Consider the following 15138-nt stretch of genomic DNA (forward strand, 5'->3'; position numbering starts at 1 on the left):
AATAAAATTTACAAACTGTATTTGCACCGTGCAAATACAGTTGATGATTATTCATTAATTGCTATTTTTATCATTCCTCATTTTTACATTGATTAAATTAATAAATTCCGTTACAAAAAATTTTACTTTATAGAAATACTATTCTGAATAGATGATTATCTGGGAATATCTTATTAAAATTGTCTTAATAGACTATGTTAATCATAATATTAATTTAATAATACCATTAGCTTAATAGAAGTAATAGACGATTAAACATAAATAAAAGCTCCTTTTCTAAAAATTAGACTTCAATCACAATAATGATCTATACAGCAAAAACCGCGTATTTACGCTGCTAATCCTATAAAAACATTAAATCAACAACACGATTAACCGGATAAAATCCTAATAATCATTACACTAATTTACTGAATAAAATGAAAAATATAGGTTATTGTCAGTAATGTGCTAGCATTCGTTATAGAAACGAACTTTATGAATGGTGAATAACGGTAGCCAGATATTGATTGTTCTGCTAATATTCGTATGTTTTTTATCCAGAGCAATAAAACGAGGAGAAGCAAATGCCCTCTTTAATCATGAGGACAACTGCCGTCTTCGCTTTCTTTCTCTCATTAATCTTTACCGGTCTGAGTTATGCTTCGACCAGTACCTCAAAAATGAAAGAATATTCTCACAATGGCATTCAGGAGAGTTTGCCGGATTTGCGACAATATCCTTCAGGTACACCCCGGAAGAAAGCGTTTTTAAACATTGTTGTCCCTGTCATTGATGAGCATAATCAACAGATTATGCAAGACCGAAAATGGCTGCTGTCACACCAGAAAACTCGTCACTGGTCTGTACAGGATATCAGTCGATTGCAGAAGATCTGCGCAAGTTACAAAATGGCCTGCACATCACCGAAACAGGTCAATTGGAATAAACTGCTAAGTCGAGTTGACATTATACCGACCCATTTTGTCGCTACTCAGGCAGCCGCAGAATCGGGCTGGGGAACATCAGAACTTGCCAAGAAAAACAATAACCTGTTTGGTATGCGTTGCAACTCATGCAGCAAAACCAAAGGAAAAATCAAAGGTTATTCGGTTTATCGCAATGTTGATGATTCCGTCATCGCCTACATGAAGAATATGAATACACACCGTGCTTACGAATCACTTCGTACTTCACGGGCAAAACAGAGGACAACACAAACGCCTCTGAATACCAGTAAATTGATCGATAACCTGAACGGTTATTCCGAGCTGGGAGCTCACTATAATCGCTATTTGCATCAGGTATTTAATGGCAATAAAAAGCTGATTTCACAGGCACAGGAACTGACAGACCCATAGAGACGGGTAAATTTATACCCTGCATCTCATTCTTTCAAGTTGCTGCTTTTGTTAGCTACGATCACTTACCACCGCACTGTAACTTGAAATCTATTGGGTATAGATTAACGTGCCAGAAATAATCACCTACGTATTCGTAATGCCTTTCGTATTGTTTAATGTTCAATCATTATTAAATAAAAAGGCAATGAACCTGCCTATACGGCAGGCTCCCAATAATCCGCTATGTATTAATTACACAGCGGATTATTTTTTTATGATTTCTCTGCCTGCTAACTATTGTAAATACAGGTAAATTCCATACTATAATAAACCTCAGAATCACTTCCTTTCTCTCAATGATAGATGGTTAGCCAGAGCCTAATATGAATTTCTTTTCTTTTGAGTTTCTTGGTTCGTTTGTTATTCTGTTTCTTGCCTATTGGCTTTTACAAAAAGCCCCTAAGCTACAGAATGGCTTATTAATTTTAGTTAGTTATTTATTTATCTTCTCTTTCGCAGCAAAATTTGCCTATATTCTATTCGCCTATACCCTGTTCATTTACTTTTTGGCGAATATTCTCAGTCGTTATTTGTCCAATAAGGCCATATTCACGCTCCTGATTTTCGGTATTGTGGGTTGTTTTACCGCCTTCAAATATTATTCTTTCTTTCAAGAGGCGATTCAGCAATCATTAGCCAATTTAGGAATTTCTGTCGAATTGCCCATACTTGAGCTGCTGATGCCATTAGGCTTGTCATTTTATGCCTTTCACTCCGTCAGTTACGTGATGTCGGTTTGCAAGAAAGAACTGCCTCCCGCTCCGCTGCTTGATGTTATTTTGTATCTCTGCTTTTTTCCAAGCATCGTGGCCGGGCCAATCAATAGAGCCAAAGATTTCCTGCCGCAGATCCAAGCTTCATCCAGAGTGATGCTGGAGCCATTCAAAGCGCTATTATTGATTGCACTGGCCATCGCAAAGCTGTTTCTGCTCAGTTCGACGCTCTCTGAAAATTTTGTTAATCCAGTCTTTGATGACCCCACTGGCTATCATGCGGGACAAGTCCTTGTCGCGATTTATGCTTATGCGTGGAATATTTATTTCAACTTTTCAGGTTATACCGACCTCGTGACGGGTATTGCCCTGCTGTTAGGTTTTAAAGTGCCACAGAACTTTAATGCCCCTTATCTTGCTGAGAATTTACAAGAATTTTGGCGGCGCTGGCACATCAGCCTATCGACGTTTATCCGCGATTACGTTTACATTCCACTGGGTGGTAATAAAAAAAGCACTATCCGTAAGAATATAAATCTATTCTCTGCAATGGTCATTTCCGGTCTATGGCATGGTGCCGGATTGAGCTTTATTATTTGGGGTGCCATTCATGGGCTAGGATTAATTCTCCACAATATTAAAAACTCACTGTTTCCCTCCGCTGGAAATCGCAATGAGATGCGAAGAAAAAACCCGATTTCATTATTTTTATCACGCGTGATGACATTCCATTTTGTCTGTTTTGCATGGGTATTCTTCCGCAGCCCAACATTTAATGATGCTCTGACTGTATTAAACCAACTATGCTCAGGAGATGTGTTGACGGCACTGTTATCCAGTAGCACTTTATTAATCGCTTTTTGGGGATTCTTTATTATCTACCCTTGGCTAGTGGATATCAGAAACACTATTGAAAAGAACCATAGCCTAATGTCATGGGTTTATTACCCAATTCCCTTAGCCCTGATCCTCACTTTGGTATTTATGCTGTCACCTTCTGGAATGCCGGGATTTATCTATGCCAATTTCTGAATTTATACCTAATCTTAAAAAAGTCGGACAGGTGATTTTTATTGTCACTTTAACCAGCCTGCTACTGATCTGGCTGAATCAACGTTCGCTGGATAATTTCTGGCAGCAGAAGTATCACCGTAATAGTCCGTGGACAACCTTTAAGGGAGAGCCAATATGGGATTTGGGCAGCAATATGCAGCAAGGTGCCATTGCCGCCAGTGAAACATTTATGGCATATGCAAGGGGGATTCATCAGGATAATAAGCTACAGGCCATAAATATTGATGCTACTCCAAGCGTGATTCTTCCTGATTTTCAGGTTGGTTTGCGTTTTCTGGAGGGATATGCGTACTCGCTCGAGAGCCGCTATTTGACGTTCCCTGATTTGCTGCAAAAAGATATCCGGCACGCTCAATCATCCTTATTACGAAATCATTCGCCATCAAACGCGGTTATCGAAATTACCCCAAAAACCAATGTCAGTCTGAGGAAAAAAGATCAGGTACTGTTTGCAGGGGATTCGATGATGCAAGGCGTTGCTCCGCATTTAAAACGCCGTCTTTACCAGGAACATGGCATCGCCAGTATTAATTTGAGCAAGCAGAGCACAGGGTTGGCCTATCCCGGTTTCTTTGATTGGCCCAAAACAATCGGCGATACACTAAGAAAAAATCCGGATATTAAATTGGTTGTGGTGTTTTTAGGCCCCAATGATCCGTGGGATATGCCGACAAAACGCGGGGGAACCTATTTGAAATTTGCGAGTGAAGATTGGGAAAACCTTTATCGTCAGCGAATCGAAACGATTTTAAATGATGCTCACCAGCATAAGGTGGATGTGATTTGGGTTGGCCCACCCAACATGCGGCAGAAAAAACTTTCCGGCGGCGTGGCTTATCTCAATAAATTGTATCAGGCAGAGGTGGCAAAAATGGGTGAGATCTATGTTTCAGTTAATGATATGTTCAAATATCGGTCGGAGAATTATTCAGACTATATTGGTGATGGCAGCAGTGCAATCAAACTCCGAAGTGGTGACGGTATTCATTTCAGTTTGAATGGGCAGCAGACCATCGCGAACGCTATTTTTTCATTGATGACATTTATTCAGGAGCCAGTTAAAGAAGATGCAACCATTTAGACAGCTCCGTTGGTTTTACCGGATAATGGGTGCAGGTCTGGTTATCGCGCTCTCTGTGAGCCTATTATCATGCCACGGCAAAAAATCCAAACCCTCATCTGAATTGCAGATGACACAAATACATCGTCAACAGCAACTGACGAATTTTGGCGATCCCAATTTACCATTACTGGCGGATAAACTGCGTTATAGCAATTCGCGTCAACTCCATTTCGTGCAACTGGGCGATTCACACACCGCTGCCGATTTTTTTACCGGCAAGCTGCGTAGTTTATTGCAGAATCGCTATGGTGATGCTGGCCCGGGTTTTATCAGCCCGATCAGCATCCCCGGCCAGCGCACCGCTACCATTAAATTCACGGATGATAAAAAAAACTGGTGGCTTTCGAGCAGCCGGAAAGATAACCGTGCTGATTATCCGCTGGGCGGTTTTATTGCCACACCAGAAAATGTCAGCAGCACAATACAGATGGATTTATCACCCTCTACTTTTGAGAAGTACGGGATAAGCGCGCTTTATCAATCCCATGAGGCAAGCCAAATCAGGACGCAGTTTAGCCAGTGGGATCTGCCGGCCACACAAAGCGAATGGCAGTTTTCGCAACAACACAGTGTTTCTTTCCCACTCAGGGTCAATGCACAGGATACGCATTTGAAAATCGGCGGCTGGCTGATCAAACGCCAGAGCTCCGGTATTATGTTATCCGCGTTGGGGATTAATGGCGCCACCATCAGTATGTTGGATAAATGGCAGCCACAGTGGATCAATACACTGGTTCAACTGAAACCAGATATGGTGATCCTTGCTTATGGCACCAATGAAGCCTTCAACGATTCACTGGATCTTGTTGCCTATCAGAAGGAATTAACGTCAAAAGTGCAGGAAATTCGCAGGGCGATGCCAGAAGTGGTTATCTTGCTGGTTGGGCCGAGTGATTCGCTGAAAAACAAAACCGCCGCAAGCTGTGCCGAACAACAACCCGCGCTGCTCAACGGCATAATTCAGGTTCAGCAGGTAGTTGCCAAACAGCAGCACACCCTGTTCTGGAATTGGCAGGAGTTTATGGGTGGGTCATGTTCAATCAGAAGTTGGCAGCAGCAGAACCTTGCCCGTCCCGACTATGTTCATCTCTCCGCCGCAGGGTATGAACGCAGTGCCGAAGCGCTTTATAGCCAGATGATTGGTTTGATTGAGTAGTGAAATATGATGGCAAAGGAAGCATATTGAGGAACTATCTATATGCTTCTTTTGTCCAATCCTCAACTAATAAGCCATTAACCATTACAAAAGCAGCATCATTAGTGACAATTACCAACCCTTTGCTGACAGCATGCGCAGCTATCAATTGATCCATTGTTCCCATGACACGACCCGTTTTTTCCATGTCGGCACGGAGTTCACCATAAATTTTTGCAACCTCGCTATCCCACTCATAAACAGTGACGGACTCAATAAAAGTATTGACCATTTTTTCCAGCGCTTTATTTTGGCGTTTGGCTATACCATAGCGCAACTCTGCTTCAGTAATACTGGAAATACATATTTTTGAGGGTGGCACAGTTTTTAATTTCGCTAGCACTGTGGGATTCTGGCGAAAGATATAGCTAACAGTATTAGTATCAAGCATATACATTGTTACTTGATTCCTTCAAATGGGTCACGTACCGAAACATCTTGATTTCGATCATCAACATCCAAAAAATCAGCTGGAATAGCTGTATTTTTGAGTAGTCCGAAAAACGGCTCCCAGCTATCACTCTTTTCTTTATTTTTAGAGAGAATAACATCACCATTCTCGTCTTGACGGATGTAAACTCGGTCAGTGTCAAACTCAAATTGAACAGGAAGTCTTACTGCTTGGTTGCGTCCATTTCTGAATAATTTTACGACTCTTTCCATCATTTTTCCCCTTGGATAAAATGGGTTATGTATATGAACAAAACATATGCAAAGATTAGGCATATGTCAAGGCATATGAATGATGATAGTGTATGCAAAAAAAAATATCCCCGTACCTACGGGGAACACTAAGCATAGTTGTAACTATGAACCGCTCACGGCGGTTTATCCCCGTACCTACGGGGAACACTTGTTCAGATCGGCTACGGTGAGGCGCGTCCCCGGTTTATCCCCGTACCTACGGGGAACACCTATCACTATGGGATGGTGTGCCAGAAGATGTCGGTTTATCCCCGTACCTACGGGGAACACATCATTGAAATGTCGACGGCATCACTAAATGACGGTTTATCCCCGTACCTACGGGGAACACGGTTTATACCTAAACCCTCGATATCTAGTCACCGGTTTATCCCCGTACCTACGGGGAACACTCCGTTGTCCGCTGCCAGCGCTCTACATAGGGCGGTTTATCCCCGTACCTACGGGGAACACGGCTCCCTCAAATGAATTTCTTCATAAATGATCGGTTTATCCCCGTACCTACGGGGAACACATATCTAAATTAGTCAGTACGCCAACGGGTTTCGGTTTATCCCCGTACCTACGGGGAACACCTTACGCTCACTGAGGGCTTTTTCTCCCCGGTCGGTTTATCCCCGTACCTACGGGGAACACTCTAAATATAACCGTCTGTTTTAAATATATTTTATTAGACGTAAAAATTCTACCACGTTAAATCACAAAATTAACCGAGGGAAATTCTGTGATTTTTACTCAACACACCTCGCCATCCCCACAGCGAACACCCATCGGATTTTTTATTGAAAAGCCCGAAAATAAATATAAAAAAACGGCATTTTAATCAATCAGTAAAATGCCGTTAGCTATGTTGCAGGGAAAACTTAACTCAGCATGGCAAAATAGATCATGCCGATAATGGCGCCCGTAGTACCCAAAATGGTTTCCATAATGGTCCATGTTTTCAGTGTCTGTACTTCTGTCGCACCGGTAAACTTACCGAACAGCCAGAAGCCCGAATCGTTTACGTGGCTGAGTATCAACGAACCACCAGCAATACACACTGACAACGCCGCCATTTGCGCACCGGAATAACCCAGTTCGCCAATGACTGGCAGTACCAGACCCACAGTAGTCAGACACGCTACAGTAGCCGAACCTTGAATCACGCGCACCGCCCCTGCCAGAATAAAACATGCCAGTGCGATTGGCAGACCAGCCCCCACCAAAGCATTACCGAGCGCTGGCCCGACACCGGAATCCACCAGCACTTGCTTGAACACGCCACCCGCCCCCGTGACCAGCAGGATGATCCCGGCAGGCTGAATCGCCGCAGAGCACACTTCCATAACTCTGTCTTTACTCATACCACGGCGAATCGCCAAGCCATAAATCGCTACCAGACAGGCAATTAAAATCGCGGTGAAAGGATGACCGACAAACTCCAGCCATTGATACAACGTTGATTGCTGATCGACGAAACGTGCAGCAATAGTCTTCAAACCCACCAATACCAGCGGGAATAATACCAGTGCCAGGCTGAAACCAAAGGAAGGCATCTGACTTTTGCCAATGCTCGGTGTATTCAGATCCTCTGGTAATTCCAGTGTCACATGTTTACTGATGAAATTGCCGTACATCGGGCCGGCCAGCAACATGCTAGGGATCGCAGCACTCAGGCCAATCAGGATCATCCAGCCAAAATCGGCTCCCATCTGGGAAGCCAGCAACATCGGCGTCGGCCCCGGAACCAGAAACGCCGCGGCGGCTGCAACACCGGCAAACAGTGGGATTGCCAGTTTCACCACATTACCGCCAGTACGACGTGCAACGGCAAATACCACGCCAATCAACAACACAACCGCCACATCAAAAAACAGTGGTAAGGCACAGATAAGCCCCGCGATGCCCAATGCATAATTCGCGCGTTTCTCACCAAAACCACCCAGTAATTTCACGGCAATCTGGTCAAGTGCCCCGGTTTCATGCAGGATCTTGCCAAACATGGCACCCAACGCCACCACAACAGCCAGGAAGCCCAAAGTGCCTGACATCCCGTTTTGCATAGTCTGGGTAATTTTTTCCAATGGCATACCAGAGAAAATTCCCGCTCCCATTGAAACCAACATCAGGGCGATAAAAGCGTGCATTCTGGCTTTCATCACCAAAAATAATAGCAGGAGAACAGAGCCGACGGCCGTCAGCACCAACGTCAGTGTAGTCATGAATATCCCTCGGTAATGCGGTCAATTGTTGTCATTGTGTTTTTGATTACTTCATCAAGGTCTGGCCTGATATCAATGTGATGGACATCTTTTTCATCGTCAGTCGGCTCTTCCAATGCCTCAAACTGCGAGATCAGCATTTGGGGTTTGAAGAAGTGTCCCTTGCGAGCTTTCAGACGGCTTTCAATTAAATCAAAATCCCCCTGCATATACAGAAATGACAGGTTTTTGTTGCCATTACGCAGCATATCCCGATAGCTTTTTTTCAGGGCAGAGCACACGAGCAAAGAGACATTATTTGTACGCTGCATGGCAAAAATGGCATCGTTGAGTGCTTTTAACCACGGCTGACGATCATCGTCATTCAAAGCGTGGCCTTGTGCCATCTTGGTAATATTAGCGCGGGGATGAAGAAAGTCACCATCCAGAAACGCCGCGCCCAACTTACGGGCAACCCCAGTGGCAACCGCAGATTTACCACTGCCGGATACCCCCATCAATACAAAAACATGATTTGGCTGTTGGGTATTGCTCATATCAAACTCCTTTGTGCAGATCTTGTTACTTGGCTATCTCTGTGACGTATCTGCAAAATTTTCTCTATGAAATATTATCTACAAAATGTTACCGGTAACTTATTGTCCGTAACATTACCAGCAGCACAGGATCGTGAGCAATTAATCAGGATCGGCAAAAAATGGAAATGTGAGGCTTATCGCAATTGAAGATAGAAAAGCATCATTTTGATCTACAAAAATTAAACACTTTCTCCCAATGAAAGCGTAAATCCAACATCAATAAGGGTTTTTTCTAGTTTTTCTCCCTTCAAACGAACAAACAGGGCTTCCGCCGCCCTGCGTCCGATCAGATCACGCGGAGTCAATACACTGGCCAATTTTGGCATCATCACCTGACCGACATCATGGCCGTGGAATCCAGCGACAGCGATCTGTTCCGGGACTTTGATCCCCTGTCGTTGACACTCAAAAATCGCACCAATAGCGATATCATCATTGGTGCAAAACAGACCATCAACATCAGGGTATTTCTGGCAGGTTTCCCGCAAAAGCTGAGCGCCCAGTGAATAGGACGAACTGGCAGGCGTCATCACGTTCCCCGGCTGCAACCCTGCGCTGCGCATCGCCATTTCGTACCCATCCAAGCGGATCAGCGTTCGTTCATCCTGCCGCGCGCCGAGGTAGATCACGTTTTGGCAGCCACGTTCGATCATAGCCACAGTCATCTGCCGCGCCGCCTCAAAATTATCGATCCCGACAGCAATATCAAGGCAGGGAGAGACGCTATCCATCAGTTCCACAACCGGAATGCCTGCCGTCTCCAGTACCTTCAAGGTCTTGGGCGTATGCGTCCGCTCTGCCAGGATCAGGCCATCAATATTGTAAGAAAGCAGGGAAAGCAGGCGCTCTTCTTCTTTCTGAGCGGAATAACCATAGTGGGCGAGCATCGTCTGATAACCATTGCGATCAGTTACCTGCTCGATCCCACGAATGACTTCGGCAAATACCTGATTGGTCAGTGAAGGAAGTAGAACCCCTATCGTTCGGCTAGTCGCGTTGGAAAGAATATCTGGCACACGGTTGGGAATGTAACCCAGTTGATCCAACGTTTCAGCGATCCGTTTTCCCAATGCTGCCGAGACCTGATCCGGATTACGCAAGAAACGGCTGACCGTCATTTTTGTGACCCCAACGAGGTCTGCGACATCTTGTAAAACTGGGCGTTTTTTCTTCATTTTCAATGTAATGCAATCAGCTATCTATATTCAGACTAATAAAAAGCGGTTTTAACACATTTATACACCACAACAATACGATTTTTAGCCAAAAATGCTGGCTCACTCTCACCTCACATAGCTATCGTTATGAGAACTGTGATCGCTTACCCTTGTCTGAGAGAATTCCGATAAATAATTTGGGGTGTAAATTCTGGGGGAGGTGTATCAGGTTCGATCAATAAACGCGTCGCGAAACACGCCATGTCAGTGATGGGAAAATGGACGCTAGTCAGCGCAGGATAGACAAATGCCGCTCGCTCTCCGCTGTCATAACAGATGATAGAGATATCCTCTGGTACACACAGTCCCAGCTCTGTAATCGCCAGCAATGCGCCGAGCGCCATCTCTTCACTACAGAAAAACAGGGCATCAGGCCGTGATTTTGCCAGAATGGTTCGAGTTTGCCGGTAGCCACTTTGCAGATCATACTCCCCTTCCAGACAAGCAACAGGATTCAATCCCGCATCCTGCATGGCATCCAAGAACCCTTGACGACGCTGTTGGCTTGGATTGCGTGACAAAGGGCCACTCACGCAGGCAATGCGAGTATGTCCATGCTCGACCAAGGTTTGCGTGGCGAGATAGCTGGCCTTGTGGTGATCAAACACAACACAGCGCGGCTCCAGCCCTGCCACCAGACGATCCAGCAACACAAACGAACGGCCACTTTGAGCGAGTTGCCTCAGCTTATCATCACTGATGGCACGCACATGTAAAATCATCCCGCCGCAGCGCAGGCTATGCAGATGCGTAATAGCCTGCCATTCGTTTTCAGCACGATTTCTCCCCTGCATGACCAGAAGCTGTTTGCTATGTGATTCAGCTTCCGTCTGGATGCTATCCATCAAGGCACCAAAGAAGCCGCCACGATAGGAAGTGGTCACCAACCCCAGCGTATTGCTCTGATTTGAAGCCAGTTCACGCGCTGCCAGATTGGGGCTGTAACCCAATTCTACGATGGCGTTCTCAACTTTGGCACGGGTTGCTGCCTTCACTTTTTTGTCACCATTAACAACGCGTGACACCGTGGCGCGCGAGACGCCAGAATAACTCGCCACATCTTCCAGTGTTATCATGCTTTTTCCTTGTTAACTCCGTGCTCCTATTCCTGCTCGACACAACTTACCGTTTAAACTGGGGTAAATACATGCGATTAATCTCTAAGATTTCATTCAATAATGTCGAATCCAACGCCACATCACCAATCAACGGATGAGTGACCAGCGCCAGCAGTGCGACCTTGCGATCACCATGAACGGCGGCTTCGATGGTCAAGCGCTCAAATGCTTTCACTTGCTGCGTCAGGGCTGACATACTGTCCGGCAGGTGACCAAACGCCAGTGGGTGCGCCCCTTGAGCATCAACAATGCAGTTGGCTTCGATCACCGCATCATCTGGCAGGCCGATGATAGCTCCCCGATTCGCCGTATTGACGACCAATTGCGTACCGAGATTATTATGAATAGCCGAGATCAATTCCAACGCCACTTCAGAATAGAAAGATCCGCCACGAAAACTGAGCTGAGCGGGTTTGTGATCCAGTTTAGGATCGACATACAACTCGAACAGCTCCCGCTCCACTTGCATTACCTGCTCTGCCCGTGTCCCTTTGCTCGCCGCGCTTTCTTTCTCTTCCTGTAACATCTTACCGGTTTGATAGAAGTAGCGATGATACGGACAGGGAATTGCGCCTAATGCCTGCAAAAACTCCGGCGGCCACGGCTCTTCTTTGATATTGTTCATCGTCAGCTCTGCACCACTGCACAGTAATTCCAATACCTGCTCGGTTTCATCCCTGCCATTCACTAATACCTGATGTACCCAGACCATATGGTTAAGACCAGCAAAACGTAATTGCACGTCCTGATATGGACGTTGCAGCATATTGGCGATCATATGGTGCATTGAGATTGGCACATTGCACAGCCCGATGATCTTGGCTTTGCTATAGCGGGAAACCGCTTCCGTGACAACGCCGGCGGGATTGCTGAAATTGATGATCCATGCCTCCGGCGCGAGCCGTTCAACTTTATGAGCGATATCCAGTAACACAGGAATGGTACGCAATGCTTTGGCAAACCCGCCTACGCCCGTTGTTTCCTGCCCGAGCAACCCATATTTCAACCCCAGACACTCATCAGCGGCACGGGCAGGAAGTTGACCAACGCGCAGTTGAGTGAGTACGAAACTGGCTCCCTTAATCGCTTCATCCGGTGAATAATGCACCGTGGTAACAACGTGCTTCAGATCATGACGATCCAGCATACGGCGAGTCAGCGCAGCGATGATTTCCAGCTTGTGCCGCCCGGCTTCCACATCCACCAGCGCCAGCTCAGAAAGCGGGATAGTTTGGCTACGCTGAATAATTCCTTCCACCAATTCCGGTGTATAACTGCTCCCGCCTCCAATAACGGCAATTTTGATCGGTTTCATGTCATCCCCCTGTTATTCTGGCTGACGATCTTGTGGTGGCAAGCGCTGATAAAGATCGATCATATTACCGGCAAGATCTTGAATCACCATCGCATTCATTAAGTGATCCTGAGCATGAACAGTAATCAGATTGATCGGTAATTTCCCGCATCCTTCATCTAATCCGATCAGCTTGGTCTGAATGGCATGAGCGGCACGCGTTTCCTGTCGTGCTTCTTCCATCAACATTTCTGCTTGCTGAAAATCCCCCGCCTTCGCCTGTTGCAAAGCCATTAACGCATTGCTGCGCGCACTGCCCGCATGTACCAGCAATTCAACGATCTGCTGTTCAAAATCCTGCTGTTCAAAACTAATATTCACACTGTATCCTCCGGAGGTTATCGCTACGCCTGAGCGTCAGCGAGACTTTTGGCCTGCTGTTGCTCTTCTGCTAAAAGCTGTTTTTCATATACTTTGAAGAAGGGATACCAAATCAGCAGATCAATCACCATCAACAGCCCAACCAACACGACCGCACGGTAATCCCAAGCGGCGGAAATCAGCGCACCCATCGGCGCGGGTGCTGTCCACGGTGCAATCGCGATCATCTTCTGCACCAGATCCAGATGCAGTGCACCATAGGCCAAAACAGCATTAACCAGCGGCACAACCAGCAACGGGATCAATAACGTCGGGTTCATTACCACCGGAGATCCAAACAGCAACGGTTCATTGATATTGAACATGGCGGGCACAACACTGAGTTTCCCAATGGTTTTCAGGTGAATGGAGCGGCTGCGCAGATAAAGGAACGCCAATACCAGCGTAGAGCCAGAGCCGCCGATACAGACGTAAAAAGACCAATAAGGCGCGGTCAGGATTTGAGTCGTTGCCATGCCCTGTGTCATCAAGGCGGCATTGGCGGCGATATTGGCCATAAATATCGGGTTCAGCAGCCCAGTGACGATATTGTCGCCGTGAATACCGGCAAACCACAGCAAATTAGCAATCAGCACCACCAGCATAACAGCGGGCAGCGTATCCCCGATCGCAATCAGGGGTTCGAATATCTGCATGACAGCCGCAGGCAACAGCAAATTAAATTCGCTTTGCAACAACAGGCTGATGGGATAAACCGTCAGTAAAATGCCAATCACGGGGTACAGCAGTTCAAAAGAGCGGGCAATGGCAGGTGGAACCTGTGATGGCATCTTGATAGAAATGTTGTACTTTTTCAGCAACCGAATTAATTCCACCGACCAAATCGCACAGATCAGCGCCGTAAATACCCCGGTTCCACCCAGAAAATCGAGCGGCATTTTGTTATCAACCTGCGGAGCCGCCGCCAGCAGAAATGCCATCAATGACAGTAAGGCCGATGTCAGTCCATCCAGTCCATAAGATTTCGCCAGACTATAAGCCGTACCGATGGAGACAAACACACTCATCAGTCCCATCGTCATAAAGAAAGGCATGGTGATGGTTTTCCAATGCGCTTTGGCGAATTCCAGCCAAGCCTGACCAAAGGAAGAGGAGGTTTGGGCATCAAATGGCGGATTTGCCACAATCAACATGATACTGCCAATAATCAGAAAGGGCATGGCCGAGATAAAGCCATCACGTATCGCAATAATGTGCCGTTGGCTACCGATCCGTCCGGCAATGGGCGCAATATGATTTTCTACAATACGCGTCAAGGAAGTATAAAAACTCATAATCCACTCCATCTGATGATGAAAAGGTTATTCCAGCAGGCTTAAGGCGCGATCCAATACTTTGTCACCACGCAGTGCACCGTAATCCATCATCTCAATCAAGCTGATGGGTTTACCCAGTGGCTCGGCAAGAGCGGTAAATCGAGGCAGTTCATACTTGATTTGCGGCCCCAGTAAAATCACATCAGCTTCATTGATATACATTTCCAACTCCAATGCAGGCACTGCCTTAATGGCGACTTCCAGCCCTCTTATTTCCGCTTCCGCCTGCATACGCTGCACCAACATGCTGGTAGACATCCCCGCCGCACAACACAATAGAATGGTTTTCATGATTTTGTTCTCTTTGTTGTTCCATTATGATTTCGTCTAATTCGAAAATGAGAGCGCTCTCATTTTGATTAAGGCTAACAGGTTATTTTTCCGTTGCTGCGATGAGGTTCGCATAATAGATAAGCAATAGCTTAGAAAATGGGCAAAATGCGATCAATGTTGCCTATGCCCTTTAGGGATTTTTTCCTTTGCTGTCGCGCTGCATCTTAAAATCTATCCTTATAGATCATAGTGCATTTCTTGTGGCGGGAAAGAGGCTTACTAAAGCAACTGACTCCCTTTCTGAAAAACTGCATTTATTAGTCGACCCCGCCCAAACATATTTAAATTCCATTCCCTTTGTGGGATAAAAGTTAACCATTTTTTGTTAGTGAATTTTTATATATTAGTTTTTTCGATATGTAATGTGACTTGAATCACGATAATACATTCTGTGAAATTGGTAATATATTTGTTAATCACATGTGATTATTTTTTAAAGTATTGT

General features: G+C 45.7%; 14 protein-coding genes and 1 CRISPR repeat array. Of the genes, 4 read left to right on the top strand and 10 right to left on the bottom strand.

The window, feature by feature from the left end:
• The first annotated feature begins 566 nt into the window (after positions 1–566).
• The 4 genes from PSI22_RS12110 (at position 567) to PSI22_RS12125 (ending at position 5448) form a co-directional block, all read left to right on the top strand.
• Positions 567–1340 carry a protein bax gene (locus tag PSI22_RS12110; RefSeq protein WP_273579973.1) on the top strand — a complete coding sequence of 258 codons (774 nt, stop codon included), beginning with the start codon at positions 567–569 and terminating at the stop codon, positions 1338–1340.
• A gap of 365 nt (positions 1341–1705) precedes the next feature.
• Positions 1706–3127 (top strand): MBOAT family O-acyltransferase, encoded by a 1422-nt coding sequence (locus PSI22_RS12115; protein ID WP_273579974.1) that lies wholly within the window; start codon positions 1706–1708, stop codon positions 3125–3127.
• Entirely contained in the window at positions 3114–4250 is a 1137-nt protein-coding gene (locus PSI22_RS12120; protein WP_273579976.1) for an SGNH/GDSL hydrolase family protein, read from the top strand. Before PSI22_RS12115 ends, PSI22_RS12120 begins: the two co-directional genes overlap by 14 nt.
• On the top strand, positions 4237–5448 hold the full coding sequence (locus tag PSI22_RS12125) for an SGNH/GDSL hydrolase family protein (RefSeq protein WP_273579978.1): 1212 nt from the start codon (positions 4237–4239) through the stop codon (positions 5446–5448). Before PSI22_RS12120 ends, PSI22_RS12125 begins: the two co-directional genes overlap by 14 nt.
• A gap of 34 nt (positions 5449–5482) precedes the next feature.
• Here the strand turns inward: PSI22_RS12125 and PSI22_RS12130 are convergent, their stop codons facing one another.
• The 10 genes from PSI22_RS12130 to PSI22_RS12175 all read right to left on the bottom strand — a co-directional run bounded on the left by PSI22_RS12130 (position 5483) and on the right by PSI22_RS12175 (position 14651).
• Positions 5483–5884: a type II toxin-antitoxin system VapC family toxin gene (locus PSI22_RS12130; RefSeq protein ID WP_273579980.1), complete on the bottom strand. Its 402-nt coding sequence runs from the start codon at positions 5882–5884 to the stop codon at positions 5483–5485.
• 2 nt (positions 5885–5886) lie between these two features.
• Positions 5887–6150 (bottom strand): antitoxin, encoded by a 264-nt coding sequence (locus PSI22_RS12135; RefSeq protein WP_038185326.1) that lies wholly within the window; start codon positions 6148–6150, stop codon positions 5887–5889.
• A gap of 100 nt (positions 6151–6250) precedes the next feature.
• Positions 6251–6828: a CRISPR direct-repeat array (repeat unit 29 nt; unit sequence CGGTTTATCCCCGTACCTACGGGGAACAC).
• Positions 6829–7055: 227 nt separating this feature from the next.
• A complete protein-coding gene (gene gntU / locus PSI22_RS12140; RefSeq protein ID WP_273579983.1) occupies positions 7056–8396 on the bottom strand; it encodes a gluconate transporter in 1341 nt (446 codons plus the stop codon).
• Positions 8393–8932 carry a gluconokinase gene (gntK, locus tag PSI22_RS12145; RefSeq protein WP_273579985.1) on the bottom strand — a complete coding sequence of 180 codons (540 nt, stop codon included), beginning with the start codon at positions 8930–8932 and terminating at the stop codon, positions 8393–8395. The genes gntU and gntK overlap by 4 nt, the downstream gene beginning before the upstream one ends.
• Before the next feature lie 221 nt (positions 8933–9153).
• A complete protein-coding gene (gene gntR, locus PSI22_RS12150; protein ID WP_273579986.1) occupies positions 9154–10149 on the bottom strand; it encodes a gluconate operon transcriptional repressor GntR in 996 nt (331 codons plus the stop codon).
• A gap of 146 nt (positions 10150–10295) precedes the next feature.
• Positions 10296–11267 carry a LacI family DNA-binding transcriptional regulator gene (locus tag PSI22_RS12155; RefSeq protein WP_273579987.1) on the bottom strand — a complete coding sequence of 324 codons (972 nt, stop codon included), beginning with the start codon at positions 11265–11267 and terminating at the stop codon, positions 10296–10298.
• Positions 11268–11313: 46 nt separating this feature from the next.
• On the bottom strand, positions 11314–12624 hold the full coding sequence (locus PSI22_RS12160) for a 6-phospho-beta-glucosidase (protein ID WP_273579988.1): 1311 nt from the start codon (positions 12622–12624) through the stop codon (positions 11314–11316).
• A 12-nt stretch (positions 12625–12636) separates the two neighbouring features.
• A complete protein-coding gene (locus PSI22_RS12165; protein WP_273579990.1) occupies positions 12637–12984 on the bottom strand; it encodes a PTS lactose/cellobiose transporter subunit IIA in 348 nt (115 codons plus the stop codon).
• Between the two features lie 23 nt (positions 12985–13007).
• Positions 13008–14318, bottom strand: coding sequence for a PTS sugar transporter subunit IIC (locus PSI22_RS12170; RefSeq protein WP_273579991.1), 1311 nt, complete (start codon positions 14316–14318; stop codon positions 13008–13010).
• 27 nt (positions 14319–14345) lie between these two features.
• On the bottom strand, positions 14346–14651 hold the full coding sequence (locus tag PSI22_RS12175) for a PTS sugar transporter subunit IIB (RefSeq protein WP_273579993.1): 306 nt from the start codon (positions 14649–14651) through the stop codon (positions 14346–14348).
• Positions 14652–15138 lie beyond the last annotated feature (487 nt).

The organism is Xenorhabdus aichiensis (assembly GCF_028598775.1).
GTDB lineage: Bacteria > Pseudomonadota > Gammaproteobacteria > Enterobacterales > Enterobacteriaceae > Xenorhabdus > Xenorhabdus bovienii.

What these genes read in the sequence shown, in the direction of transcription:
- gntR (WP_273579986.1), bottom strand. Translation starts at nt 10,149, where the DNA reads ATGAAGAAAAAACGCCCAGTTTTACAAGATGTCGCAGACCTCGTTGGG.
- PSI22_RS12160 (WP_273579988.1), bottom strand. Translation starts at nt 12,624, where the DNA reads ATGAAACCGATCAAAATTGCCGTTATTGGAGGCGGGAGCAGTTATACA.
- PSI22_RS12130 (WP_273579980.1), bottom strand. Translation starts at nt 5,884, where the DNA reads ATGTATATGCTTGATACTAATACTGTTAGCTATATCTTTCGCCAGAAT.
- PSI22_RS12110 (WP_273579973.1), top strand. Translation starts at nt 567, where the DNA reads ATGCCCTCTTTAATCATGAGGACAACTGCCGTCTTCGCTTTCTTTCTC.
- PSI22_RS12170 (WP_273579991.1), bottom strand. Translation starts at nt 14,318, where the DNA reads ATGAGTTTTTATACTTCCTTGACGCGTATTGTAGAAAATCATATTGCG.
- PSI22_RS12135 (WP_038185326.1), bottom strand. Translation starts at nt 6,150, where the DNA reads ATGGAAAGAGTCGTAAAATTATTCAGAAATGGACGCAACCAAGCAGTA.
- gntK (WP_273579985.1), bottom strand. Translation starts at nt 8,932, where the DNA reads ATGAGCAATACCCAACAGCCAAATCATGTTTTTGTATTGATGGGGGTA.
- PSI22_RS12115 (WP_273579974.1), top strand. Translation starts at nt 1,706, where the DNA reads ATGAATTTCTTTTCTTTTGAGTTTCTTGGTTCGTTTGTTATTCTGTTT.
- PSI22_RS12120 (WP_273579976.1), top strand. Translation starts at nt 3,114, where the DNA reads ATGCCAATTTCTGAATTTATACCTAATCTTAAAAAAGTCGGACAGGTG.
- gntU (WP_273579983.1), bottom strand. Translation starts at nt 8,396, where the DNA reads ATGACTACACTGACGTTGGTGCTGACGGCCGTCGGCTCTGTTCTCCTG.
- PSI22_RS12155 (WP_273579987.1), bottom strand. Translation starts at nt 11,267, where the DNA reads ATGATAACACTGGAAGATGTGGCGAGTTATTCTGGCGTCTCGCGCGCC.
- PSI22_RS12125 (WP_273579978.1), top strand. Translation starts at nt 4,237, where the DNA reads ATGCAACCATTTAGACAGCTCCGTTGGTTTTACCGGATAATGGGTGCA.
- PSI22_RS12175 (WP_273579993.1), bottom strand. Translation starts at nt 14,651, where the DNA reads ATGAAAACCATTCTATTGTGTTGTGCGGCGGGGATGTCTACCAGCATG.